The organism is Ruegeria sp. AF1, assembly GCF_056542125.1.
On the sequence record NZ_JBQFZG010000007.1, the window covers coordinates 126,107 to 150,071 of the forward strand.

A 23,965-nucleotide genomic window follows, 5' to 3' on the forward strand; every position below is an offset into this window, starting at 1 on the left:
TCGGCAAACAGGCGGGGGACGCATGATGATATACCGGTCTTTTTCGGGTCTGGCTCTACGCTGCGCTCTGCTGGCCGTTGCACTGATCTGCACCATTTCAGCAGCGGCCTTTGCGGCGACGGAAAAACGCGTGGCTCTAGTCATTGGCAATTCCGCTTATCAGCATGTCTCGAGTCTGGAGAACCCGATCAATGATGCTCAGGACATCTCGAAATCGCTGGCACGTATAGGGTTCGAGGTCACCACGGGTCTGGACCTGGATTACAACGGTATGCGCATCGCGCTTCGGGACTTTACCGAAACTGCCGCGGGTGCCGATGTGGCGCTTGTCTATTTCGCGGGCCACGGAATTGAGATCGAGAATACCAACTACCTGATCCCGGTGAACGCAGCACTGAAAAGCGACCGCGACGTCGACTTCGAGGCCATTCGTCTGGATGCAATCGTGAATTCGATTGCCGATACGCCGGGGCTGAAACTGGTTCTGGTCGATGCCTGCCGCAACAATCCTTTCGTTGCGCAGATGTCGCGCGCGTCGGCCACTCGGTCGATCGGGCGTGGGCTGGCCGCAGTGGAACCTAGTGGGGTTGTCGTGGGCTATGCCGCGCGTGGTGGAACGCTGGCGCAGGACGGGGGCGGCCGGAACAGCCCCTATGCGACGGCACTTTTGGAACATATCGAACAGCCGGGGTTGGAGCTTGGGAAAATGTTTCGCCGGGTGCGCGATCGGGTGGTGGAGCTTACGGATGGATTTCAGGAGCCATTTACATATGGCTCACTGCCTGGCGAAGACATCTACCTTGTGCCACAGGTCGAACAGGTGGCAATGCTGGCACCTGCAGACCAGACGACCCAGCCCGTCGCCGTGCGCCCCCTTGCGACCCGCGACACTGCAATCAGCGCCGCGATGAAAGTGAACACCATGCGTGGCTGGTCGCTGGTCGCCGGCAAGTACCGGGCGGCCACCATCGTCGAGCCCGAGATTCTGGGGCGCATGGCCGAGATTACGCCGGATTGGCTGAAGAAACAGGGCCACCTGTCCACAATGGAGGATTTCCTTTTACCGGACCGCGAACGGAAACAGCGTCTGCAAGAGGCGCTCAATACCGCCGGTTTCGAGGTCGGCGTGCCGGATGGAGCGTTCGGACTGAAGACGCGGGCGGGAATAAAGGCTTTGCAGGAGGCCCGAGGGCTTGATCCGACGGGCCATGTCGATGCGGCCGTTCTGGCAAGCTTGCGAATGGAATGGCAGGATGGGTCTGACGATAGTTTTGTCAGCAATCCATTTGCTGTGCGTCAAATGCCGGATGACCTTGAAATGCTGGGTGAAAACGAAGAGATCATAACAGTGCTCAAGTGCCTTGGCTTGCGGAAAAGCATCTATGGCAAGTACCGGGGCAGCTTCTACATCGCCATGATTTATTCCGGCTCGATCGACGACGCGCGCCGCCTCGCCGAGAGCTGTGGCATCGATCTTGCATCCCTGACATCGGCTGACGAGAACGCATTCGTGGTGCGCATGATCGCCCATGATCCGGCCTTGTTTGAACAAGGCTATGACAGTCGAACCAACACCAGTTACAAGGCTGGCCCCTATTTCGGCTTCCGGAAGGACCCAAAGGAAGAAAATGCCGTGACAGGCTGGCGGTGGTACACCGGAGAGCCGGTCAATTTCACAAATTGGTTACCATCGAAACCGAACAAGACCCATGGGAAAGGCAACAAGGCTTTCGCTCAGTTTCAGTATGAACGAAACGGACGCCGAGACCTGAGTGAGATCGTGCCGACACAATGGTTCGACGGGTCGGGACGCTTTGCACGTTCAGTCGTTCTGGAAGGCAGGTTGCCCTAACCGGGATAAGTTCAAATGGATTGCAGCCCAGGTGCATTGCTCAGCTCTACAAAAGATTCAGACAGGGGCTATCCCGGCTAGTAATACTTGCAATGCAATCGAAATCCGATCGCTCTCAAGCCCGATCTGGACGTGTCGCGGTTTGATGCCGCTCCTTTGATGGCACTTATTGCAGCAAAGGAGACGGACTTTGGGACTGAAACTGACGGACGATTTCCGTGCTGATGCAGTGTAGACTCCGCTGACGAGCGGGCTGACACGTCGGCGGGTTGCTTTAGACTTAGGTATTGGCCTTTCGCCGCTGAACAAGTGGGTACCGGCGCATCGTAACGCCGGCGTTGTGTCGGACAAGGATCTGGACCTCGCCCGTGAAAACGAGCGACTTCGACGGGAGAACCGGGTTCTCAATGAGGAGAGGGGTATTCTAAAAAAGGCCACAACCTACTTCGCGAGCCAGAAGCCATGAGGTTTAGTTTCATCTAAGAGCATGGAAGCGAATTCCCAGTTAACCGCCTTTGCCAAGTTCTGAATGTCAGCTCATGTATCCTGCGCGCTTATTGCAGCCGCCCAGCCAGCCAAAGGCAGCGGACCAACGCGGTCGTGCTGACTCATGTCCAGGAGCGATCTCGTCTCAGCCTGAGCAGCCACGACCGTCCACAAATGACTGGCGAGTTGAAGGAACTTGGTCTGAGCGTCGGGCGTCGTCGTGTTGGTCGGCTGATGCGTGAAAATAGCATACGAGTCGAGAGATCGAAGTAATACAAAGTGACGACCGACTGCAATAACGCCTTCAATATCGCGCCGAACCTGTTGAACCGGGACTTCACAGCATACGAGCCCAACTGGAAATGGGGAGGCTCGCCCCATCCGCGTTCGTCACGTGGCAGATCAGCAGGAACAGGCGCCGTCGGCGTCTGATCTGCAAATCAGCCCTGATTTTACCAAAAGGAAGTCAGGATCAATGAAATCGGTCTAGGTGCTGGATGAAGGAAGTGAGGCAAAAAAGTCAAGGTTCTGTCGCTGGTGGCAGAACTATGTGTCGCCTGACAAATTACCAAGTGGCGGACCGAGGAGGATTCGAACCCCCGACCCCTTGATTCGTAGTCAAGTACTCTATCCAGCTGAGCTATCGGTCCGCGTTGGTGAGGCGCTGTTTAGACCTGTGGTCAAAGACGTGCAAGCCGATTCTTCAAAAAAAAATCAAAAAGTCATGTCTCCGCGCGGAAGCCTTATTTCAAAGATCGTTCCTTCGGGCCCGGTCTCTTTCAGTGTCAGGTTACCGCCATGCCCGCGCACCAGTTCCTGAGAGATTGCAAGGCCCAGGCCAGAGCCTCCTTTGCGGACCCCACCCTGAAACGGTGTGAACAGGTTTTCACGTGCTTTTGGCGGAAGACCCGGCCCGGTGTCGCGAATTTCAAGACACCAGGCGTCCTGATATTCACACCCGTCGATGGTGATATGACCCGGCTTACCCGAAGCTTCCAACGCCTGTCTTGCGTTACGCACGAGGTTCATGATGACACGAAACAACTGCTCGGGGTCGGCGCGGGCGATCAGATCTTCAGGCACTTCGTTCACGATCTCGACGCAGCCCCCTGCGACTGCCAGCTGTTCGCTGGTGGCGACGTCAGCCGCAATTGTCCGTAGGGGCACCATCGTCAAGGTCGGCGCAGGTTCTTCTGCACGGCCGAATGCCAATGTGCTTTCACACAGCGATACAGCACGGGTGATCGAATTCACCAACTTCGGAGCCATTCGCCGGACCAGCGGGTCATCACTGGATTCGATCCTGTCCGTGAACAGCTGCGCCGATGTCAGGATGTTACGCAGGTCATGACTGACCTTTGCAACCGCCCCACCCAGTTGCGCCAGCCGCTCGCGCTGTTTGAGCGCCTGCGTCAGTTCCGTTTGCAACATCTTCAGCGCTTCTTCGGCCTCGCGCAATTCCGTCACTCTGGAATTCGGCGAGATGATGCCGCGCGCATCCTCGGGTGCGCTGGCATAGCGCTGCATATATCCCACTACGCTTTTGATTGGGCGAACAAGAACCACTCGCACCGCAAGGAACAGTAAGGACGCCGTGATGATTGAGATGACAAAGGACAGCCCCAGAATGCGCAGGCCGTAGTCAACCATCGCCATACGCAGGGGGGCGCTGTCGATCGTAACCTCAATTAGCAACCCCGCGCCCTTGACCGGCTCGCCAATGATACGGATGACTTCATTTTCGGGTATGAATATCCGGCTCACCGCATCCCGGATCAAAATCCACGGACCGGCATCCCGTAGATCGAATGTTTTGGTGATTGCCTCGGGAATTGGTGACGACAGCATGAGTTGGCGGACTTCATCCCGACGCAACACAACGTTGTAGACACCGGCATTCGCAAGCAATTCCGCCTCAAGATCTTCGGCCAGCATATCATCAGCCAGCAACGCCAGCGATGCGATCTGGGCGCGTTCCAGACGGTTTAGCAGGAAATCCTCGCGGAACCGAGCAATCGACGGGACAAAGATAAGGATTTCGGCCAACATAACGAAGACCGTCGTCAGGATCAGAAATCGGCCCGACAGCGAGTTCAAAATACGCTCCTCTTCAGGTCAGGGAATCCAGCGCTGGACGAACCTGACCACACGTTTAACTGTCTGATTCTCAAACAGCCTTGGAGAGAAATAAGCGCCAGCAACGCGTTTGTTAAGCTCTCCGATCGTTGGATACGGTGAAACCATAGCAGCGATCTGTTCCATCTTCAGATTATTGGCCAAAGCCAGCGACCACATGTTGATCAACTCGCCCGCCTGAAGGCCCACAATCGTGGCACCGACGGGCCTGCCCTTCACCACCATGACCTTGATGAACCCTTTGATTTTGCGCTCGGCCAAAGCGCGGTCATTATGATGATAGTCAAAGCGCGCAACCTGCACCCTGTCGCCATGCCGGTCGCGGGCCTGAGTTTCGGTCAGACCAACCTGCGCCAGTTCAGGGTCGGTGAACGTTGCCCATGGGATATGCGCCGTTTTCGCCCTAGCGGGCAGGCCGAACAAGGCGGATCGAATGATGATACCCGCATGATACCCGGCTACATGGGTGAATTGCAGCCCCCCCAAGACATCGCCAATCGCATAGACCCGGCGGTTTGACGTTCGCAAGCTGTCATCCGTCTTGATCCCGGTTCGGGTGCGGTCAATTCCTGCCGCGGCCAAGTTCAGACGCTCGATATTGGCTTTGCGCCCTACGGCGATCAAAAGGTGAGAGCCCCTGTGAATATCGCCATTCTCGGTCACGATTTCCACAACGCCTTCCCTTCCGCGAATCTGGGCCACCACGGCATTTTCGTGGACCATGACACCTTCGCCGCGCAAAGCCTCCAGCACCACGGACGCGGCCTCGGGGTCGTCTTTGCCCAATGCCTTCTGCCCTTCAACAACTGTTACCTTGCTGCCCAACCGGACATGAGCCTGCGCTATTTCCATACCAACCGGACCACCGCCAATGATCAGCAAGTGTTCCGGACGCTCGCGCAGGTCGAAGATGGTTTCGTTTGTTTGATAAGGCACTGTGTCCAGTCCCGGGATCGGCGGAACCATTGGCGACGACCCGGTTGCAATCACGATCCGGCGCGCGGTGATGACATGATCTCCGGCCTGCACCTTGGTCGGGGAGATAAAGCTGCCGAACTCGCGGATCACCTTGACACCCAAACCTTCGAAGCGTTCCTGGCTGTCCATCGGTTCGATTTGGGCAATCACATCCCGCACATGATCCTTCGCCGCCGCATAGTCGATCTGAGGGTTTACATCGGCCACGCCAAACGCGGCGGAATGCGCCTGACCAAAGGCCGCTTTGCCGCTTGCGATCAGCGCTTTCGACGGGACGCAGCCGAAGTTCAGGCAGTCGCCGCCCATCTTGTGCCCTTCCAGAAGGATCACCTTCGCACCCATCTGGCTGGCACCGGCCGCAACCGATAACCCTCCGGACCCGGCCCCAATGACCAGGATATCTGTCTTGAGGTGTTGCATGGGTCAGGCGTCCTTTCCGCCACGCAGGGACTTGATGACAATCGGCAAAGCAGCCAGCACACACAAGCCGACAATGGGGCCAATGACGAAGGGTTCCCACAACAAAGAAACGTCCGGTGTTTCGCCACGGTCGAACACACCGCCCAGCCCAACGCCGATCCAGGTGTAAACGATACCCCCCGGAATAATGCCCAGCGCCGTCGTGATCAGAAAATTGCGAAATTTGACGCCCACCAGCGCAGGCACCAGATTGGCCACAAAGAACGGCACAACCGGGACAAGCCGCAGCAGGAACAGCACCGAGATTTCGTTCTCGCGCAACCTGTCTTTCAGCTTCCCAATCGTCCCCTTTGAGGCATCCAACCGGGTCGTCAAAGTATTGCCCAACCCCCAGCGGGCGGCCAAAAAGATGGCCGATGCGCCAATAGTGGCCGAAAATACATTGAACACCGTTCCGGCAAACAGTCCAAACAGGAACCCACCGGTCATCGAGGCGACAGCAGCCCCGGGCAGCGAAAACGCGACGATCACGATATAGATGGCAACGAACCCGGCCACCATGGCCCAATAGTTTGCGTCCCGCCACGCTAACAACGCTTCGCGGTTGTCGCGCAGGGTTTCGAAGGTCAGGTAATCACCCAGCGTGAAAAAACCCACCGCGGCGACACCGAGAATCACCAGCAAAGGGATATGGCGCGCCAACCCGTATCGTGGAGCGTGGCTTGTTTCGGACATCTGGTCTTCCGACTCTTCTTGCTTCATCTTACGCCCAACATGCGCTGCTTGCGCTTTTGGCAACAGGGGGTTCACGGGGCCTTGATCTATGTGGCCGCGAACGTGACAGTTTCAGACGATAATCGACCGATTTGAAATCTTTTCAGCAATCGGTTTACAGAATTGTTGCAAAAGCCGCGAAAACCGGGCCGTTGGGGTTTGACTTACACTTCGCTTGGCAGTAGAGGACGGGCTTCGAACACTAGGGCCAGGCGAATCCGCGCCGCACCCGACCGCTATAGATTGGAGACGGAGCGATGAAACGCACCTATCAGCCTTCGAACCTGGTTCGCAAACGCCGCCACGGTTTCCGCGCGCGCATGGCCACAAAAGCCGGCCGCAAGATCCTGAATGCGCGCCGCGCCCGCGGCCGCAAATCGCTGAGCACGTAAAACCGCCCACTGATCAGGGTATGAACATGATGCCGCCGGAGGCCCCTGAGGATGGTAAGAACCACCCCGGGAATACGCCCCCGGCGGCTTCTGTTTGTCTACCCACATCTCTGACGATCCTAAAAAAAAGAGCCGATTTCCTGAAAGCCGCGCGCGCGCGCAGACAGGGAACGTCTTCGATGATGGTGCAGGCCCGCCGACGCGCTCCGGATGAAGCGGTCGGGCTGCGCGTTGGCTTTACCTGCTCAAAGAAAGTCGGCAATGCCGTGGCCCGCAATCGTGCCAAGCGCCGTCTGAGAGAAGTCGCACGGGCGGTCTTGCCTGTGTTCGGTCTTGAGGGATGGGACTATGTGCTGATCGGGCGGGCTGATGTAACCGCCGATCTCCCTTATGACGTCCTGCTGAGCGACTTGCGGTATGCGCTTCGCAAAGTGCATGCGGATCGCAAATGACCTTTCTGTCCCATATCGTCGCCCTGCCCGTTCGCGCGTACCGGCTGATTTTCAGCCCCTGGGTTGGTTTCAATTGCCGCTATCAGCCCACATGCTCGGCCTATGCGCTGGAAGCATTGGAAAAACATGGCGCGATCCGGGGATCATGGCTGGCTGCGCACCGGATATGCCGCTGCCATCCCTGGGGCGGTGACGGTTACGATCCGGTGCCCGACAATACAGACCCTTAAATCAACGCCAGATTGCCGCGGTCGGTGAAGCTGCGGGTCGGAATGACCTCTCGGTCCAGTTTTCCCATCAATGTATGGTGCAGGTCTTCGAAAAACCGGGGCGAATCAAAATACCAGTTGTGTGTCGCAGATGGCCCATCCCCGTATTCATCGCGGGTGTTTTTGAAATAGGACCCGCAATACAGATTAACCGCTTTTTCAGGCCGGTCGTTTGGCATTCCGACACGGCCCAGTCGGCGCGATACTCCGACACGCTTGACCTCTGAGATCGACAAAACCTCGTCAAACGGGCTGTAATAGCATGTCAGCCTTGTACAACGTCGCATCAGAGAGGACGTCTTGGAACTGCCATCGCGGAACGATTTCGCGGATACATCCGCCGCGACAAACGCGATCTGGCTGGTCATCCAGCTGTGTTGCGCGGTTTCGTGGTCGTCATCGGCATAATCCATGGCTTCTCGCACCAAGAACGTGCCCATGGAATGTGCCAGAACATGGACGTTGTACCGGCAATCCGCAGTCTGCATCCGGGACAGCCGCGTGATCCCGTGACTGAACAATTTCTCTGCCGCACGCCGCGCGTCAGCCCGGTCAACGTTATAGCCCAGAACAGATCCATCGCTTGGCCAGTCATAGCTGATGACCACACCGTTAAAGCCATGCATCTCAAGACCGGTGCGAATTTTGCGGTGACGTTCCAGCATCTGGTATTGCTCGGTATTGAACCCGTGCACGAAGACAACAATATGCCCGTTCTCGGTAGCCGTCGCCCCGGCTTCGGCCTGAATCCGGCTTATCCATTGAGATTGCGGTATTTCATGCTGCCGTGCCGGTTGCCCGACATTCCCCGGAATAGCCAGATATCGCGCGGTGCCCATCTTATTTGAATAGTGTTCGCCGCTGCGGGCGCGGACGGAAAAGAAATAGTCCATAATATACCTCCTGAAAAATACGCGCAGGGTAACACGGGTGTAACTACTCTCCAAATGCGGTTGATCCTGCTTCTACGCCTTGCCCGGGCCTTCTGTCCGCTGTAACCACGGCGCATGTTTGATGATGCAGACGATATCCACCCGCTGTTTGCCGGCGCGCCCTCGACAACCGAGTTCAAGAAGCTGCGTAAACGCATTGTGCGCCAGACCCGTGAAGCGATCGAGCAATACGGGATGGTGGATCCGTCCGCCCACAAAAAGGATGGTAAGCCACCCCGCTGGCTGGTGTGCCTTTCGGGTGGCAAGGACAGCTATACATTGCTAGCCGTTCTCTACGAGCTCAAGTGGCGGGGCCTGTTGCCTGTCGATCTGCTGGCCTGCAATCTGGATCAGGGCCAGCCGGGCTTTCCGGCGACGGTCCTGCCCGAGTTTCTGGGTCGAATGGACGTGCCGCATCGGATCGAATATCAGGACACATATTCCGTTGTGATGGACAAGGTTCCGCAGGGCCGGACCTATTGCGCCCTGTGTTCCCGTTTGCGCCGTGGCAACCTCTATCGCATCGCGCGCGAGGAAGGGTGCTCGGCGGTCGTCCTGGGGCATCACCGCGACGATATCCTTGAGACGTTTTTCATGAACCTGTTCCACGGCGGACGCCTGGCCACGATGCCGCCGAAACTGGTGAACGAAGAAGGCGATCTTTTTGTATTCCGCCCGCTCGCCCATGTCGCCGAAGCCGATTGCGAGAAATTTGCCAAGGCGATGCAATACCCGATCATTCCCTGTGACCTGTGCGGCAGTCAGGATGGGTTGCAGCGCCAGCAGGTCAAACAGATTCTGGATCAATGGGAAAAGAACAGCCCGGGTCGGCGACAGGTTATGTTCCGAGCGTTAACAAACGCGCGGCCATCGCACCTTCTGGATGGAAAGCTGTTTGATTTCATTAACCTTTCACTAAATTCCGACGAAAAATCTGGGAACTTAGAAGAGATTCCGCTTCTGCGTTAACGACTGACTTAGACTGGTTTCATAGGCTTTGCCTTGTGCAGATCATGCCCAAGGCCAGAAAGCTGATGCGGAACCATCCCCTTACCGACCGTTTTGTCCATTCGTTGAAAACCGTTCTGGGCGGCCCAGCCGCGCTGGCCTTTGTTCCTGCGCTTTGTCTGAGTGCGTTTTGGATTGGGGGTGAACAGGCCCTGGTTGCACTGGCCCTGATTTTGCCTCTGATCGTCGCAGGCATCAATGCATTCGCAGCCGATCCGTCGCGTAAGGGGCTTTGGCGCCCCGGCGGTCTGCTGTCAAAGGACCAGTTTGAAACAGTTTTGGAGAAGGTATTTGCCGACGCCCGCCTGAAGGGGGAAAACTCGGCCTGTTTCGCGGTGGTTCTGGATGACTTCACGCAATTGCTTGATCTGCACGGACAGGCGGCGGCAAACCACGTTGCACAGCAATTCTGCTCGCGCGTTTTGTCCATGATCCGCTCCAATGATTGCGCAACCCGGATGGGTGGAAACAGGATGATGGTTGTTCTGCACCCGGCACGGCAACTGGATCTGGAAGCATGTATTCAGATGTCGGGCCGTATGCAAAACGCCGTTGAAGACCCCATCATGTTGAATGGCACCGGCGTGTATATGTCCTGTTCCATTGGCTTTTGCCTGAGCAGCAATATCACTGACGGCTCGGCAATCGAATGGCAGGAAGCCGCAAATAACGCCCTTTTGGAGGCGCAACAAAATGGGCCTTCCACGATTCGCGCTTTTTCCTCTCAGACGCGCAGACGGGCGCAGGTCAGGATCAACTTGCGCAAAGAGTTCGAAGCGGCGCTGGACAGCGGTGAAATCCGCCCGTGGTTTCAACCCCAGATCTCAACCGATACTGGGCGTATCAGTGGGTTTGAGGCTCTGGCCCGCTGGGAACATCCGAAAAAAGGGGTTCTTGCTCCCAATGTGTTCCTGCCCTTTGCCGAACAGGCCGAACTGATGGACCGGCTGGGGCAGGCCATGCGGCATCATTCCTTCTCTGCAATGCGCGAATGGGATCGGTCCATGCTGTCGGTGCCGCGCATCGGGATCAATTTCTCATCTGACGAACTGCGCAATCCGGGCCTGATCGACCGTCTGAAATGGGAATTGGATCAATTCGATCTGACCCCTGACAGGCTGGCGGTCGAGGTGTTGGAAACCGTGTTCTCCAGACGGCCCGACGATGTCATCACCCGCAACGTCACCGGGCTTGCCGCAATGGGGTGCTGTATTGATCTGGACGATTTCGGGACAGGACATGCCTCGATCGGTTCTATCAAACGGTTCAACGTATCCCGCATCAAGATAGACAGGTCATTTGTTGCCAAAGCGGATCTGGACCCAAGCCAGCAACAGCTTGCCAGCGCCATTCTGATGATGGCGGAACGTTTGCATCTGGAAACTTTGGCCGAAGGTGTCGAAACACCGGGTGAACACGCTCTGATGGCCCAACTGGGTTGCGATCATGTTCAGGGGTTTGGCATCGGCAAGCCCATGCCATTTGAGAAAACCAAGGATTGGATCTCGTCTTACCGCAACAAGATCGAAGGAGTTCCTAAAATCGGGCGGCAAACGCGGTAGGGAACCGGAAATCGTGACAAAGAAGACCCCTCCGTGACGAAATGACGGGCGATTCCGCTTGACCTTTGGGTCTGCACTCTGTTGAACCCTGCGGGTGTCTTTCACTGCTCAAGGTGGCTGTCCCCGATGGACGATCAGAACAAGAACCTTATCCTCGCAACCGCGCTCAGCTTTCTCGTGATCCTGGTCTGGTTCGTGCTGTTCCCCCCTCCGGAACAGACGACAACGCCGGATCAGGCTGAAGTAACCAGCGTCGAAGGCAATGAGGTTCAGGCGCCCAGCACAGCCGATACCAGCACTGTCGGAGAGGCAACTGCGGCCGCCACCGAAGCTGAGCCCAAGGCCGAAGCGCCCCGCATCAATATCGACACGCCCCGCCTGACCGGCAGCCTGTCCCTTGCTGGCGGTCGGATCGACGAGCTGTCTTTGAAAGACTACAAGGTCTCACTGGCCGAGGATTCTCCGATTGTCGAGCTGTTGTCGCCGGTCGGATCGCAATCCGCCTATTACGCCCTCTATGGTTGGGCCCCCGGCGCGGGCCTGACCGGTACAGACGTACCCGGACCAAATACCATCTGGACGCTTGAGCAGGGTGAAACCCTGGGTGTTGACACGCCGGTGACGCTGGCCTGGGAAAACGGCAATGGACTGACATTCCGCCGCACCATCGCGGTTGACGAGAACTATATGTTCACGGTCACGCAATCTGTCGAAAACGCCACCGGAACCGAAGTTGGACTGGCACCTTATGGCATTCTTGCGCGCCACGGCATTGGCGAAGACGGCGACCTGCCGGACCTGAAAAACTTCTTCATTCTGCATGAAGGTGTGATCGGTATGGCCGACGGCACTCTGACCGAAGTGGATTATGGCGACGTTCGTGATTTCGATATCGATCCGGACGAACGCGCGCAGGCCGAGGTATTCCAGGTCAAGGAAAACGGCTGGATCGGGTTCACCGATCACTTCTGGATGACCACGCTGATCCCGGAACCCGGTTCTGCTTTCAAGGCGGCTGCCAAATACGACTCGCGTCGCAAGATTTACCAGACAGAAACGGTACTTCTGACGCTGACCGTGGCACCGGGAGCGACCGAGCAGGTGACAACGCAGCTGTTTGCTGGCGCAAAGGAATGGGAGACCATCCGCGAATACCAGGCTGACGGTGTGCAGAAATTCATCGACAGTATCGACTGGGGCTGGTTCTTCTTCCTGACCAAGCCGATTTTCTGGCTGCTGCACAACATTCATGCGCTGATCGGCAACATGGGTTGGTCCATTATTGGCCTGACACTGATCATCAAGGCAATCCTGTTCCCGCTGGCCTTCAAGTCCTACGTCTCGATGGCGAAGATGAAGGAACTGCAACCGCAGATGGAAGCCCTGAAAGAAGCCGCGGGCGACGACCGCCAGAAGATGCAGCAGGGCATGATGGAGCTGTACAAGAAGGAAAAGGTGAACCCCGCTGCCGGTTGTTTGCCGATCCTGTTGCAGATCCCGATCTTCTTCTCGCTGTACAAGGTGATTTTCGTCACAATCGAACTGCGTCAAGCACCGTGGTTTGGCCCCTTCCAGGACCTGAGCGCACCTGACCCGACCTCAATCATGAACCTCTTTGGCTTGCTGCCCTGGGCCGGCCCGCAACCGGATACCCTGATGGCGCTGATCTTTATCGGTATTCTGCCGCTGCTGCTGGGGATCTCGATGTGGCTGCAACAGAAACTTAACCCGGCACCAACCGATGCCACACAAGCGATGATCTTCGCGTGGATGCCCTGGGTCTTCATGTTCATGCTGGGCGGCTTTGCCAGCGGTCTGGTCGTGTACTGGATTGCGAACAACACGATCACCTTTACCCAACAGTATCTGATCATGCGCAGTCAGGGCTATTCGCCGGACGTATTCGGAAACATCAAATCCGGATTTAAGCGATTGCCGAACACGGACAAGAAATGAGCGGAACTGTTTCAGGCCTTTGGCGTCACCCGATCAAAAGCCATGGGCGTGAAGCCCTGAGCCTGATTACCCTCAACCCCGGGCAGACCATGCCCGGGGATCGCGTTTGGGCGGTTGCCCATGAAGCGACCAAGACCGACGGAACAGAATGGGCCCCGTGTGTGAATTTCAGCCGCGGTTCAAAAGCTCCCAAGCTGATGGCAATTTGGGCGAAACTGGACGGCGACCAGGTCACTTTGCACCACCCGGACCGCCCGGATCTGAGCTTTCACCCCGACACGGAGCAATCGGTTTTCCTGGATTGGGTAAAGCCGCTTATGCCTATAGACCGCGCTGCGTCTGCCCGAATTGTCCGGGTGCCCGGGCGCGGCATGACCGATACCGATTTCCCGTCAATCAGCCTGTGCAACATGGCCTCTCATCGCGCTGTTGAACAAAAGTTGGGCCAGTCTTTGTCTGCGGCGCGGTGGCGCGGAAACATCTGGTTCGAAGGCCTGCCTGAGTGGGATGAATTTGACTGGCTGGGCCGTGACCTTCGCATTGGCGAAACCGTACTCCGGGTTCGCGAGCGTATCACCCGCTGTCTGGCCACGACCGCAAATCCGGAAACCGGCGAACGCGACGCGGATACTTTGGGCGCGCTGAACAGCTGGGATCATCAGGATTTCGGTGTTTATGCAGAAGTTGTTCAGGGTGGTGAAATCCGTCTGAATGATACGCTGGAGTTGCTATGACCACGCTTCCGTTTCCGCTGGCTGAAGAGCCGGATGACTTCGCCAAAGAACGCGGTCGCAAACTGTTTGCCGGCCCGTCTGAATTTATCAAAGGCGTGGTCGCCATGACGGGTCTGCCCGCCCCTGACCGGTTAGAGGTTTGCTTTGCCGGACGCTCGAATGTCGGCAAATCCAGCCTGATCAACGCGCTAACCGGAACCAAGGGTCTGGCGCGAGCCTCGAACACACCTGGCCGCACGCAAGAAATCAACTTCTTCACGCAAGGCCCCGACCTCTATCTGGTGGACCTGCCGGGCTATGGGTATGCGAATGCACCGGTTAACGTGGTGGAAAAATGGCAGAAGCTTCTCAAGCAATACCTGAGCGGTCGTCAGACACTGCGCCGTGCCTTTGTCCTGATCGACGCACGACACGGGGTAAAACCGGTCGACGCTGAAATCATGAAATTGCTGGATACCAGTGCCGTGACCTTTCAATGCGTTCTCACCAAGGCTGACAAGGTCAAGGCCAACGAGCGCGAAAAGGTTCTGGAGCAAACCCGCGCGGCCTTGTCCAAACATCCCGCAGCATTCCCGGAAATCGTCCTGACTTCGTCCGAAAAAGGCGACGGGATTCCGACCCTGCGCTCGATCATTGCACATCTGGAATAGCTTCGCCCTTGGCAGCGCGGTGCAAAGGCCCTAACACGGACGGTCAGAGGGACCTTAGCAATGAAGACACGTGACATGAACCGGGACTGGATCGCCACCGCAGCAACCCTGAACAGCGCATTGCCCTATCTGCAGCGCTATGATGGAGCCATCGTCGTCATCAAGCTGGGCGGGCACGCCATGGGCAGTGACGAGGCGATGGAGAGCTTTGCGCGCGATGTCGTCTTGATGCGTCAGGTCGGCGTGAACCCCGTCGTTGTGCATGGCGGTGGTCCGATGATCAACGCGATGCTGGACAAGCTGAATATCCAGTCCGACTTTGTGAACGGCAAGCGCGTGACTGACACGGCAACCGTCGAAGTTGTCGAGATGGTTCTGTCTGGCCTGGTGAACAAGCGCATCGTTCAGGCGATCAATGGTCAGGGCGGTTCGGCCGTGGGTTTGTCGGGCAAGGATGCAAACCTGATGATCTGCGACCAGACGGATGCGTCGCTGGGTTATGTCGGCACCCCTGCCGAGATGAACCCGAAAATCCTGCATGATCTGTTCTCACATGATGTGATCCCGGTAATCGCCCCGCTGGGTGCGGGCCGTGAGGGTGAAACGTTCAACGTGAACGGCGATACGGCAGCCGGGGCGATTGCCTCGGCATTGAAAGCTGACCGCCTTCTGCTGCTGACTGATGTCTCGGGCGTCAAGAACGCGGCTGGTGAAGTGGTGACCGAGCTGAAAGCCGGCCAGATCCGCGAGATGACCCGCGAAGGCACCATCGCAGGCGGCATGATCCCCAAGACCGAAACTGCCCTGGACGCCCTGCGCAGCGGCGTTCGGGCCGTCGTGATACTTGACGGGCGTGCGCCAAATGCGGTTCTGCTTGAACTGTTCACAGAACATGGCGCCGGGTCTCTGATACGGCCAGACTGATCACTGCAACAGCCGAGGGAAGATGACAGATCTCGCGCGACCTTCCTCTGGCCCGGATGCGGGAACTTATGGCCGCGTTGAACACGCGGCGCGTCAGGCGGGGTTGATTGTCATGGGCGCGCTGCATCCCCATCGCGTGGCAGCCCGGCAACTCAACACAGGCACGCTGATCTTGCTGGGCGCGGGTTCTGATTTCTGGCCTGCTCTGAAAGCCTCGCCCGAATGGCGGGGGCCTGATCCAGTAGACCGCTGGTCAACCAGAGTCGTCGGCCAGATGGCACATACGTTCGGTGCACAGGCCTATTTCCCCTTTGGTGATCCACCCTATGCGCCTTTCATCGACTGGGCCCTGAAATCGGGACGCACCTTCAGCAGCCCGGTGGGGGCCTTGGTACATGACACGGTCGGCATGATGATCTCATATCGCGGCGCACTGCATTTCGCCCATGAGCTTACCATCCCTGAGGCGCCCGGCGTTTCCCCCTGTGACACCTGCGCCGCCCCGTGCACGACAGCTTGCCCTGTCGGCGCACTGAACGCGCAAAACTTCTATGACCTTGCGGCCTGCCACGACCATCTTGATACCGCTGAGGGTCAAAACTGCATGACAGGCGGCTGTCTGGCCCGTCTCGCCTGCCCGCTCAGCGTGGGCGCAGGGCGCAACCCCGAACAATCAGCCCATCATATGAAGGCTTTTCATCCGTCATGACCCGCACCCTGATCCTGACGCGACACGCAAAATCCAGCTGGGATAACCCAGGACTTGCCGATCATGAACGCCCCCTGAACAAGCGCGGGCGCAGGTCGGCCCCGGCCATTGGTGCATGGCTGCGCGAAAACGGCTGGATGCCGGATGAAGTGCTCAGCTCGACGTCTAACCGCACCCGCGAGACATGGGATGGAATGGGGTTAAAGGCCGATAAGGTCCGCTTTCACAAAGCGCTCTACCACGCCGACGCAGAAGACATGTTGCGTGAATTGGCAGGCGCTACGGAACCCGTAATATTGATGCTGGGCCATAACCCCGGCATCGCCGAGTTCGCCAGCCAACTTGTGCGACAGTCGCCGGATCACATGCGCTTTTTAGACTATCCGACTTGTGCAACAACTGTGATGACATTTGACGCCGACAGCTGGTCGGACGTGCGCTGGCATACGGGCACTGTGCTGGGTTTCACCACCGCGCGTGAGTTGCTGGAATAGAAAAAGGCGGGACAAAACCCCGCCTTTCCACCATCTTGAAACGTTCAGTGTCCCAGAATCTGGCTGAGGAACAATTTGGTCCGCTCACTTTGCGGGTTGTTGAAGAACTCTTCCGGTTCGTTCTGTTCCACGATCTGGCCCGCATCCATGAAGATCACGCGGTTGGCAACCTGACGGGCAAAGCCCATCTCGTGCGTCACGCACAGCATGGTCATGCCTTCCTCGGCCAGTTCGATCATGGTGTCGAGCACCTCTTTGATCATCTCCGGGTCCAACGCCGATGTCGGTTCGTCGAACAACATGATCCGCGGCATCATGCACAGTGAGCGGGCGATCGCCACACGCTGCTGCTGACCACCCGAAAGCTGACCAGGATACTTGTCGGCCTGCTCGGGGATTTTCACCTTCTCCAGGAAATGCATCGCGCGCTCTTCGGCCTCTTTCTTGGGCGTCTTGCGCACCCAGATCGGCGCCAGCGTGCAGTTCTCCAGAATGGTCAGGTGCGGGAACAGGTTGAAGTGCTGGAACACCATGCCAACCTCGGACCGGATCTTGTCGATGTTCTTGAGGTCATTCGACAACTCGGTCCCATCCACGATGATCGTGCCCTGCTGGTGTTCCTCCAGCGCGTTCAGGCAGCGGATTAGGGTGGATTTCCCCGATCCAGACGGGCCCGCGATAACAATCCGCTCGCCTTGGTTGACGGTCAGATTGATGTCGCGCAGCACGTGAAAGGACCCGTACCATTTGTTCATGTTGGTGATTTCGATGGCGACCTCGTCGCTCACCTGCATTTTGGAACGGTCGATTTCGCGGTCAATTGCAAGTTCAGACATGTGTTGAACTCCTTAACGGTGGCCAGTCTGAAGCTTGCGCTCCAGATACATGGAATAACGGGACATAGAGAAGCAGACGATGAAGAACAGGAACGCGATGAACGCGAACAGTTCCCAATAGATGCCGTTCCAGGCTGTGTCGGCGCGGATGGCAGATGCCAGTCCGATCACGTCGAACAACCCGATAATCGACACCAGCGTCGTATCCTTGAAGATCCCGATGAATGTGCTCACGATGCCCGGAATTGAGATCTTCAGGGCTTGCGGCATGATGATCAGCCTCTGCGCCTGCCAGTAGTTCAGGCCCAGACTGTCGGCGCCTTCGTACTGACCTCGTGGCAGGGCAGCCAGACCACCCCGGATCACCTCGGCCATATAGGCCGCCGAGAACAGGGTCATCATGATCATCACCCGCAGGATGATGTCAAAGTTGGTGCCCGGTGGCAGGAACAGATTCAGAAGCAGCGACGCCACGAACAGCAAAGTGATCAGCGGCACACCGCGAATGAACTCGATAAAGCCCACGCACAGGTATTTGACGATCAGCAGGTCCGACTGACGCCCCAGCGCCAGAACGATACCGATCGGAAGTGAGACACCAATGGCCACAACGCCCAGCAGGATCGCCAGCATAAAACCACCGAACTGACGGCTTTCGACAGCTTCGATGCCAATCGGCAGAACCGAGTCCAACGCGCCCGTGAAATAGCTGGACAGCACCAGCCACCAGATCACTGCGGCAACGACCGCACCGATCATACCCACCAGTTCGCTCACTTGTTTGCTGAGAACCGAGTATACGAACCAACCAGCGACAAACCCAAGCGCAACCGAGATTGGCCCCCAGATGGTTCCGCCCCACATCAGGAAAGGCATCAGGAACGGGTAGATTGCCGTTAAGATCAGCATCTTGGTTGGCACGCGATCCGAATACAGTACCGGCGCCAAGGCGACCAGCAACAGAACCAGCGCAAGGATCGGCCTCCAGTACAGATGACTTGGATAAAAGCCGAACAGCAACTGTAACCAACGGTCGTTGATCACCGCCCAGCAGGCGTGCCCATGGGTCGAACCCCAGGTGGCCATCATGATCTCGCGGCACTCGTTCAGCGATTCAGCATTCCAGACGGACTGGAAAATCCAGGGCAGAACACCAGAAAGCACGTACCAGATCGCGATCAGTGAAACGAGCGTCAGGATCGTGTTGAACCAACTTGAGAACAGGTTGTGCTTGACCCATCCCAGTGCACCGACCTCGGAAGCAGGCGGAGCTTTTTCCGGCAGCATTTCCGTGCGGACAAATGAAACATCACTCATATTACCGCTCCACCAGTTTTACACGGTTGTTGTACCAGTTCATCACCCCTGAGATGCTCAGCGAGATGGACAGATAGACCAGCATCAACAGTAGAACACATTCCAGCTCGCGACCGGTCTGGTTCATTGTGATGCCGCCAAGGGTACCCGTGATGTCCATATATCCGACCGCGATCGCCAGTGACGAGTTCTTGGTCAGGTTCAGATAGTTCGAGATCATGGGCGGAATGATCACCCGCAATGCCTGCGGCAGGATCACTAGGCGCATGGTCCGGCCTGGGCGCAGACCCAGCGCCGATGCGGCTTCGGTCTGACCTTTCGAGATGGCCAGGATACCCGCACGAACGATTTCGGCGATGAAAGCCGCCGTATAAAGCGACAAGGCCAGCCACAGCGCGATCAGTGAGTTACGCAAATGTGTGCCGCCGGTAAAGTTGAAGCCTTTCAGCTCAGGGAAACCAAGGTGGAACCCCAGGATGCTGAGAAGGACAATCATCGGCACAAACAGAATACCCAGCTGGATGTGCCAGATGGTCGGACGATCACCGGATGCCTCTTGCTTGGCTTGTGCCCAGGCCGAAACCTTGCGCATCGCAAAGATGCTGCCGCCAAGCACGATCAAAATGGCGATCAGGTCCAGCGAGATATCGAACCGTAAGCTCGACGTGCCGAACACGTGGATGTCACCCAGACTGCGCGAAAACAGGAATTCCGGGACATATATCCCGCGATTGGTCACCGCAACCGAATCGAACAGATTCATCGTGGCTTCTGGGTTTTCTCCGCGGAACGCGCTTGGTGCCGGAAGGCTTTCGATCAAAATGGCCATGGCCAGAACGATCCACAGCAGCACAGGTACGTTGCGGAACATCTCGACATAGACGGTCATGATCCGCGCAACCAGCCAGTTGTTGGACAGGCGCAGAACACCAACCAAAACTCCGACTATCGTTGCTGTGATACAACCAAGAACCGCCACAACCAGCGTGTTCAGCAAGCCGATAAAGGCCGCGCGCAAGTGACTGTCGCGCGAATCGTATTCAAGCAAGCGCTGGTTGATATCGTAACTGGCCGGTTCTGCGAAAAAGCCGAACTCAACCGGTTTCCCAAGCGCTTCGAGGTTTTGGATGGTATTGGAAATGATCCAGGCTGCCAGAAGCATAAAACCAATCATTGCAATGACCTGAATGGTCGCAGATCGGTACCGCGTATCATAAAGGAGCATGGACAGCCGGAACTGCTCCTTCGGCGGGTCAGTGAGAGTCGTCATGACCTATGTATATCCCCGTGCATCCCGTAAATATGTCGGCAGAGTTGATCCCTGCTCAAAACCGTACGGGCGTGATTCTTATGGATGGAAAAAGGGCGCAGGTTTCCCTGCGCCCTTTTCCGTCGATATTAGCGGAACGGCGGCGAGTACAGCAGGCCACCTTCGGTCCACTGTGCGTTCAGGCCACGTGCCAGACCGATCGGAGTTTCTTCACCGATGTTCTTGGCAAACACTTCGCCATAGTTGCCGCCGGCTTTGATCGCCTTGGCTGCCCAGTCAGCGTTCAGACCCAGCATCTCGCCCAGGGTGCCTTCGGTACCCAGCAGGCGGTTGATTTCAGGGTTTTCGGTGCCAGCGGCCAGTTCATCGATATTGGCCGAGGTTACGCCCAGCTCTTCAGCCGAGATCAGCGCGTTCAGAGTCCAGCGCACAACGTCGCCCCACTCGTGGTCGCCGTGACGGACCAGCGGGCCCAGCGGCTCTTTCGAGATGATTTCGGGCAGCAGGATGTGATCACCGGGGTTTTCGAATGTGGCGCGGGTTGCCGCCAGACCCGAAGCGTCGGTGGTGTAAACGTCACATGCGCCAGCCAGATACTGCTGCTGTGCTTCGGCGTTGGTTTCGATCGGAACCGGTTCGTAGCTGATGTTGTTCGAACGGAAGAAATCCGCCAGGTTCAGCTCGGTTGTGGTGCCGGTCTGGATACAAACGGTTGCGCCGTCCAGTTCCTTGGCCGAGCTTACGCCCAGCGCCTTGGGAACCATAAAGCCCTGACCGTCATAATAGTTCACACCGGTGAATTCGAACTTCAGGTCGACGTCGCGGCTGAAAGTCCAGGTGGTGTTACGCGCCAGCATGTCGATCTCGCCCGAGGCCAGAGCGGTAAAACGTGTCTTACCGGTGGTCGGAACGAATTCTACCGCGCTTGCGTCGCCCAGAACAGCAGCAGCAACGGCGCGGCACAGCGATACGTCAAAGCCCTGCCATTCGCCATTGGCATCGGGAGCAGCAAAGCCAACCAGACCGGTGGTCACGCCACAGTTCAGCTTGCCGCGCGCTTTAACGTCGTCAACGGTCCCTGCCACGGCTGCGCCAGCAGCAAGACCGGCAATCGTTGCCGCGCCCAAGATTACGGATTTTTTCATTTTTACCTCTTCCTGATTTCCCGCCCCATCAGAGGCGGCTCTGCCCGGCAAGTGGATGCCGGATAGGTTACTCCAAAGGTGTCTCCCCTTTAGTGGCACTGAGTTTGGGCGTATTCATAAACAAACGTCAAGGGTCGGATCATCGAAAACGATGGATCAGACCCCAACCAATTTGAACATTTGGCCAAAAATCGGAAAATAAGGATCAAACCGACATATCAAAGAAGCGTTTAGCATGCAGAAACGCGGCTTTCTTCGTTTCGGCGACCACATGGGCCTCGTCATCGTGACCCCATTGTTCGACCTGCCAGGTTTCGTCCAGCCGCGAAATGCGCCAAATTTCGGCTGGTTCGCGCCAATCCATGGCCGCCGCAAACCCGAGAATCAATGACCCCGACAAGCTGACCAGATCGTGGAACGCCGCCAGTTGAAACGCATCCAGCGCGTGGACGCGAGCACTCAGCGCCGACAGGGCAGCATCAGATTGCGGCTTGTGCAGCACACCGATAACTGGCTGCAATCGAGCAGACAGCGCGGCCTCGGCCCAGTCCAGCGCCGGGTCCCATTCGGCGCTTTGACGTTCCTGCAACTCTGACGGGTGTGTCGCCCGATAACATAGCAGGTCGGAATCGCCATAATCCGCAAGCATATCGGCAACTTCCCCGTGCTGGAACCGAACCTTGTCGATTGCCGCATTCGCTGAACGGGTGCATGGCATTGTCGACGGATCTACCTCTTTCTGCTGGGCATCCCATTCTGCCGCAACCGCTTCGGCCATTGCGCGGGTCGGCAGGATCAACGCCGCTTTGGCAGGGGTCTTGACGCGGCGGCCATCCAGTTCAACCGTAAACCCGCCGTCGACTTCGGTGATCCGGCTTTCTTTCCAGAAGCGTTTCGGTTTCCAGTCGCTCATGTTTCAGTTCCATATCCCGGCCAGCGCATTGGGCAACTGGTCAAAGGTCTCAATCACGCAGGTGGCCGAGGTCAAAGCAGACCGATCATGGTACCCCCATGCCACGCCGATGCCGCGCACTCCGGCAGCGGCAGCCATGTCCATGTCATAGCTTGTATCGCCGACCATCACCGCGCAGTCGGGTTCGACACCAGTCTCGGCCAACGCGGTCTGCACCATGGATGGATGCGGTTTCGACGGATGGTGGTCGGCAACCTGTCGGGTGACGAAGTAGGGCTCAAGCCCATGCACTTCGATCAACGCATCAAGCCCGCGCTGGGATTTGCCGGTTGCCACCCCAAGAAGCACTTCGGGCACGGCGTGCAAGGCTTCAATCGCCTCTCTTGCACCGGGATAGAGCGGAGAGCTGGTCGCGCCCAAATCCAAGCGATGCGCGTGATAGGCTTCCTTATACCCTTCAACGAGATCGTTCTGGACCGAGGAAGATTGGTCCGGCACCAACCGTGCGATGGCATGTGGCAGGGACAGCCCGACGATGGACAGGATCACTTCTCGCGTCGGTACAGGTACCGAAGCGGCCTGAAAGCTGGTGGTCATGGCGTGAACGATACTGCCCTGACTGTCGACCAGAGTGCCATCTACATCAAACAGAACCAACCGCAGGGGTGCGCTCATTGCAGCGCCTCAAACGGGTCGTCGGCGGCCAGATCCTCGGTCCAGCCGAAGGTGTCCCAGCTGTGTTTCATATGTTCCGGCAAGGGCGCTGTCACGATCACAGGTTTGCGCGTTGTCGGATGCAGGAATGACAGTCGCCGCGCGTGCAGATGCAGCTTTTTGCTGATAATCCCACCCAGTTGCGCGCCCCAGCCATCACCCAGGTTTTCCTGCCCCGAGCCACCGTATTTGCCGTCGCCGATGATCGGATGCCCGATCGCTGCCATATGCGCGCGCAGTTGGTGGGTGCGGCCCGTGATCGGCTCCATCGCCACCCAAGCGGCGCGCCCGGCCACGCGGTAGAGGGTCGCATAATGTGTATGTGCCCGTTTCGCACCGGGGGTGCTGTCGATCTCGTTCATATGGACGGGGATCATCTTTTCACCCTCGCCGTGCGCGCCATGACCAGCTGCTTTCACAAGACCCGTCTTGATTTCTCCCAGATATGGCGTCGGGACACCCGCAACCAGCGCCCAGTAAATCTTGCGCGTGTCGCGGTGACGGAAAGCGGCTGTCAGCCCCTTTGCGGCTTCGCGCGTGCGGGCCAGCAGCAGAACACCTGACGTGTCCTTGTCCAGGCGGTGAACCAGACGCGGGTTTTCGTCATACCCAAACCGCAACGCCTCGGACAGGCTGTCGACATGCCGGGTCTGCCCGCTGCCGCCCTGAACCGGCAGGCCCTGCGGCTTGTTCAGGGCCAGAATGTGATCATCACGGTAGATCACGCAGGACTGGATCATCTTGGCATCCGCATCCGAGATACGATGCCTGACCTCAACCGGTTTGTGATCTGGCCCCGGCAACGGCGGCACACGAACCACCTGCCCGACCTCCAATCGAGTCGAGGCCTTGGCCCGGCTGCCATCCACGCGCAGTTCCCCCTTGCGGCACATCTTTTCGATGCGGCCCTGGCTGACATGCGGGAACAGGCGGCGCAACCAGCGGTCCACACGCTGATCGCCGTCCCCTTCAGCGACTGTAATCATCTGTACGCCACTCATGCCATTGCCCCTTGCGCCGCGCGGGTGATCCGCCCGGATTG

General features: G+C 57.6%; 23 protein-coding genes, 1 tRNA gene and 1 pseudogene. 13 read left to right on the plus strand and 12 right to left on the minus strand.

Annotated elements, in window-relative coordinates; all coding sequences use genetic code 11:
• Positions 1-22: 22 nt before the first annotated feature.
• Positions 23-1,852: a caspase family protein gene (locus tag ACR0BK_RS12055; RefSeq protein WP_480554809.1), complete on the plus strand. Its 1,830-nt coding sequence runs from the start codon at positions 23-25 to the stop codon at positions 1,850-1,852.
• Positions 1,853-2,093: 241 nt separating this feature from the next.
• Positions 2,094-2,710, plus strand: a pseudogene (locus ACR0BK_RS12060) (transposase family protein); the annotation flags it as partial.
• Between the two features lie 201 nt (positions 2,711-2,911).
• Here the strand turns inward: ACR0BK_RS12060 and ACR0BK_RS12065 are convergent.
• From ACR0BK_RS12065 to ACR0BK_RS12080, 4 genes are all read right to left on the minus strand, one after another.
• Positions 2,912-2,988 (minus strand) — tRNA-Arg (locus ACR0BK_RS12065).
• Between the two features lie 64 nt (positions 2,989-3,052).
• Entirely contained in the window at positions 3,053-4,438 is a 1,386-nt protein-coding gene (locus ACR0BK_RS12070; RefSeq protein ID WP_480554848.1) for an ATP-binding protein, read from the minus strand.
• A gap of 15 nt (positions 4,439-4,453) precedes the next feature.
• The gene (locus ACR0BK_RS12075) at positions 4,454-5,872 is read right to left on the minus strand and encodes a dihydrolipoyl dehydrogenase family protein (protein WP_480554810.1); all 1,419 of its coding nucleotides are present in this window, start codon (positions 5,870-5,872) and stop codon (positions 4,454-4,456) included.
• Positions 5,873-5,875: 3 nt separating this feature from the next.
• Complete coding sequence (locus ACR0BK_RS12080) at positions 5,876-6,634, minus strand: TVP38/TMEM64 family protein (RefSeq protein WP_480554811.1); 759 nt, start codon at positions 6,632-6,634, stop codon at positions 5,876-5,878.
• 269 nt (positions 6,635-6,903) lie between these two features.
• Between ACR0BK_RS12080 and rpmH the strand changes: the two genes are divergently transcribed.
• From rpmH to yidD, 3 genes are read left to right on the plus strand one after another with little or no spacing between them, the layout of a single operon-like run.
• Entirely contained in the window at positions 6,904-7,038 is a 135-nt protein-coding gene (gene rpmH / locus ACR0BK_RS12085) for a 50S ribosomal protein L34 (RefSeq protein WP_480554813.1), read from the plus strand.
• A 26-nt stretch (positions 7,039-7,064) separates the two neighbouring features.
• Positions 7,065-7,490: a ribonuclease P protein component gene (gene rnpA, locus ACR0BK_RS12090; protein WP_480554814.1), complete on the plus strand. Its 426-nt coding sequence runs from the start codon at positions 7,065-7,067 to the stop codon at positions 7,488-7,490.
• A complete protein-coding gene (yidD, locus tag ACR0BK_RS12095) occupies positions 7,487-7,720 on the plus strand; it encodes a membrane protein insertion efficiency factor YidD (RefSeq protein ID WP_209505895.1) in 234 nt (77 codons plus the stop codon). Before rnpA ends, yidD begins: the two co-directional genes overlap by 4 nt.
• On the opposite strand, the gene ACR0BK_RS12100 is transcribed toward yidD, so the two are convergent.
• Positions 7,717-8,652 carry an alpha/beta fold hydrolase gene (locus ACR0BK_RS12100; protein WP_480554816.1) on the minus strand — a complete coding sequence of 312 codons (936 nt, stop codon included), beginning with the start codon at positions 8,650-8,652 and terminating at the stop codon, positions 7,717-7,719. The two genes, yidD and ACR0BK_RS12100, sit on opposite strands and share 4 nt — an antisense overlap.
• 114 nt (positions 8,653-8,766) lie before the next feature.
• On the opposite strand from ACR0BK_RS12100, the gene ttcA reads away from it, so the two are divergent.
• From ttcA to ACR0BK_RS12140, 8 genes are all read left to right on the plus strand, one after another.
• Positions 8,767-9,660, plus strand: coding sequence for a tRNA 2-thiocytidine(32) synthetase TtcA (gene ttcA / locus ACR0BK_RS12105; RefSeq protein ID WP_480554818.1), 894 nt, complete (start codon positions 8,767-8,769; stop codon positions 9,658-9,660).
• Between the two features lie 44 nt (positions 9,661-9,704).
• The gene (locus ACR0BK_RS12110) at positions 9,705-11,261 is read left to right on the plus strand and encodes a putative bifunctional diguanylate cyclase/phosphodiesterase (protein WP_480554819.1); all 1,557 of its coding nucleotides are present in this window, start codon (positions 9,705-9,707) and stop codon (positions 11,259-11,261) included.
• 126 nt (positions 11,262-11,387) lie between these two features.
• On the plus strand, positions 11,388-13,217 hold the full coding sequence (gene yidC / locus ACR0BK_RS12115) for a membrane protein insertase YidC (protein WP_480554821.1): 1,830 nt from the start codon (positions 11,388-11,390) through the stop codon (positions 13,215-13,217).
• A complete protein-coding gene (locus tag ACR0BK_RS12120; RefSeq protein WP_480474028.1) occupies positions 13,214-13,951 on the plus strand; it encodes an MOSC domain-containing protein in 738 nt (245 codons plus the stop codon). Before yidC ends, ACR0BK_RS12120 begins: the two co-directional genes overlap by 4 nt.
• On the plus strand, positions 13,948-14,601 hold the full coding sequence (gene yihA / locus ACR0BK_RS12125; RefSeq protein WP_480474029.1) for a ribosome biogenesis GTP-binding protein YihA/YsxC: 654 nt from the start codon (positions 13,948-13,950) through the stop codon (positions 14,599-14,601). The genes ACR0BK_RS12120 and yihA overlap by 4 nt, the downstream gene beginning before the upstream one ends.
• A 60-nt stretch (positions 14,602-14,661) precedes the next feature.
• Complete coding sequence (gene argB / locus ACR0BK_RS12130) at positions 14,662-15,525, plus strand: acetylglutamate kinase (RefSeq protein ID WP_480474030.1); 864 nt, start codon at positions 14,662-14,664, stop codon at positions 15,523-15,525.
• A 22-nt stretch (positions 15,526-15,547) separates the two neighbouring features.
• Positions 15,548-16,234: a ferredoxin gene (locus ACR0BK_RS12135; RefSeq protein WP_480554823.1), complete on the plus strand. Its 687-nt coding sequence runs from the start codon at positions 15,548-15,550 to the stop codon at positions 16,232-16,234.
• Positions 16,231-16,728 (plus strand): SixA phosphatase family protein, encoded by a 498-nt coding sequence (locus ACR0BK_RS12140; RefSeq protein ID WP_480520349.1) that lies wholly within the window; start codon positions 16,231-16,233, stop codon positions 16,726-16,728. The genes ACR0BK_RS12135 and ACR0BK_RS12140 overlap by 4 nt, the downstream gene beginning before the upstream one ends.
• Before the next feature lie 44 nt (positions 16,729-16,772).
• On the opposite strand, the gene ACR0BK_RS12145 is transcribed toward ACR0BK_RS12140, so the two are convergent.
• The 7 genes from ACR0BK_RS12145 to ACR0BK_RS12175 all read right to left on the minus strand — a co-directional run bounded on the left by ACR0BK_RS12145 (position 16,773) and on the right by ACR0BK_RS12175 (position 23,924).
• Positions 16,773-17,564, minus strand: a complete 792-nt coding sequence (locus ACR0BK_RS12145) for an amino acid ABC transporter ATP-binding protein (protein WP_480484762.1) — start codon at positions 17,562-17,564, stop codon at positions 16,773-16,775.
• 12 nt (positions 17,565-17,576) lie between these two features.
• Positions 17,577-18,881, minus strand: coding sequence for an amino acid ABC transporter permease (locus tag ACR0BK_RS12150; RefSeq protein ID WP_480554825.1), 1,305 nt, complete (start codon positions 18,879-18,881; stop codon positions 17,577-17,579).
• Position 18,882: 1 nt separating this feature from the next.
• Positions 18,883-20,151 (minus strand): amino acid ABC transporter permease, encoded by a 1,269-nt coding sequence (locus ACR0BK_RS12155; RefSeq protein WP_480554826.1) that lies wholly within the window; start codon positions 20,149-20,151, stop codon positions 18,883-18,885.
• A gap of 128 nt (positions 20,152-20,279) precedes the next feature.
• Positions 20,280-21,296: an amino acid ABC transporter substrate-binding protein gene (locus ACR0BK_RS12160; protein WP_480474036.1), complete on the minus strand. Its 1,017-nt coding sequence runs from the start codon at positions 21,294-21,296 to the stop codon at positions 20,280-20,282.
• Positions 21,297-21,501: 205 nt separating this feature from the next.
• A complete protein-coding gene (locus ACR0BK_RS12165) occupies positions 21,502-22,209 on the minus strand; it encodes an ATP12 family chaperone protein (protein WP_480554828.1) in 708 nt (235 codons plus the stop codon).
• Between the two features lie 3 nt (positions 22,210-22,212).
• The gene (locus ACR0BK_RS12170; RefSeq protein ID WP_480554829.1) at positions 22,213-22,884 is read right to left on the minus strand and encodes an HAD-IA family hydrolase; all 672 of its coding nucleotides are present in this window, start codon (positions 22,882-22,884) and stop codon (positions 22,213-22,215) included.
• Positions 22,881-23,924: an RluA family pseudouridine synthase gene (locus ACR0BK_RS12175; protein ID WP_480554831.1), complete on the minus strand. Its 1,044-nt coding sequence runs from the start codon at positions 23,922-23,924 to the stop codon at positions 22,881-22,883. The genes ACR0BK_RS12170 and ACR0BK_RS12175 overlap by 4 nt, the downstream gene beginning before the upstream one ends.
• Positions 23,925-23,965: the final 41 nt, after the last annotated feature.

Coding starts and splice junctions, on each gene's coding strand:
- ttcA (WP_480554818.1), top strand. CDS start 8,767: ATGTTTGATGATGCAGACGATATCCACCCGCTGTTTGCCGGCGCGCCC.
- ACR0BK_RS12175 (WP_480554831.1), bottom strand. CDS start 23,924: ATGAGTGGCGTACAGATGATTACAGTCGCTGAAGGGGACGGCGATCAG.
- ACR0BK_RS12080 (WP_480554811.1), bottom strand. CDS start 6,634: ATGAAGCAAGAAGAGTCGGAAGACCAGATGTCCGAAACAAGCCACGCT.
- yihA (WP_480474029.1), top strand. CDS start 13,948: ATGACCACGCTTCCGTTTCCGCTGGCTGAAGAGCCGGATGACTTCGCC.
- rpmH (WP_480554813.1), top strand. CDS start 6,904: ATGAAACGCACCTATCAGCCTTCGAACCTGGTTCGCAAACGCCGCCAC.
- ACR0BK_RS12110 (WP_480554819.1), top strand. CDS start 9,705: ATGCCCAAGGCCAGAAAGCTGATGCGGAACCATCCCCTTACCGACCGT.
- ACR0BK_RS12120 (WP_480474028.1), top strand. CDS start 13,214: ATGAGCGGAACTGTTTCAGGCCTTTGGCGTCACCCGATCAAAAGCCAT.
- rnpA (WP_480554814.1), top strand. CDS start 7,065: ATGATGCCGCCGGAGGCCCCTGAGGATGGTAAGAACCACCCCGGGAAT.
- yidC (WP_480554821.1), top strand. CDS start 11,388: ATGGACGATCAGAACAAGAACCTTATCCTCGCAACCGCGCTCAGCTTT.
- ACR0BK_RS12155 (WP_480554826.1), bottom strand. CDS start 20,151: ATGACGACTCTCACTGACCCGCCGAAGGAGCAGTTCCGGCTGTCCATG.
- ACR0BK_RS12140 (WP_480520349.1), top strand. CDS start 16,231: ATGACCCGCACCCTGATCCTGACGCGACACGCAAAATCCAGCTGGGAT.
- ACR0BK_RS12170 (WP_480554829.1), bottom strand. CDS start 22,884: ATGAGCGCACCCCTGCGGTTGGTTCTGTTTGATGTAGATGGCACTCTG.
- yidD (WP_209505895.1), top strand. CDS start 7,487: ATGACCTTTCTGTCCCATATCGTCGCCCTGCCCGTTCGCGCGTACCGG.
- ACR0BK_RS12165 (WP_480554828.1), bottom strand. CDS start 22,209: ATGAGCGACTGGAAACCGAAACGCTTCTGGAAAGAAAGCCGGATCACC.
- ACR0BK_RS12055 (WP_480554809.1), top strand. CDS start 23: ATGATGATATACCGGTCTTTTTCGGGTCTGGCTCTACGCTGCGCTCTG.
- ACR0BK_RS12160 (WP_480474036.1), bottom strand. CDS start 21,296: ATGAAAAAATCCGTAATCTTGGGCGCGGCAACGATTGCCGGTCTTGCT.
- ACR0BK_RS12135 (WP_480554823.1), top strand. CDS start 15,548: ATGACAGATCTCGCGCGACCTTCCTCTGGCCCGGATGCGGGAACTTAT.
- ACR0BK_RS12145 (WP_480484762.1), bottom strand. CDS start 17,564: ATGTCTGAACTTGCAATTGACCGCGAAATCGACCGTTCCAAAATGCAG.
- ACR0BK_RS12075 (WP_480554810.1), bottom strand. CDS start 5,872: ATGCAACACCTCAAGACAGATATCCTGGTCATTGGGGCCGGGTCCGGA.
- ACR0BK_RS12150 (WP_480554825.1), bottom strand. CDS start 18,881: ATGAGTGATGTTTCATTTGTCCGCACGGAAATGCTGCCGGAAAAAGCT.
- argB (WP_480474030.1), top strand. CDS start 14,662: ATGAAGACACGTGACATGAACCGGGACTGGATCGCCACCGCAGCAACC.
- ACR0BK_RS12100 (WP_480554816.1), bottom strand. CDS start 8,652: ATGGACTATTTCTTTTCCGTCCGCGCCCGCAGCGGCGAACACTATTCA.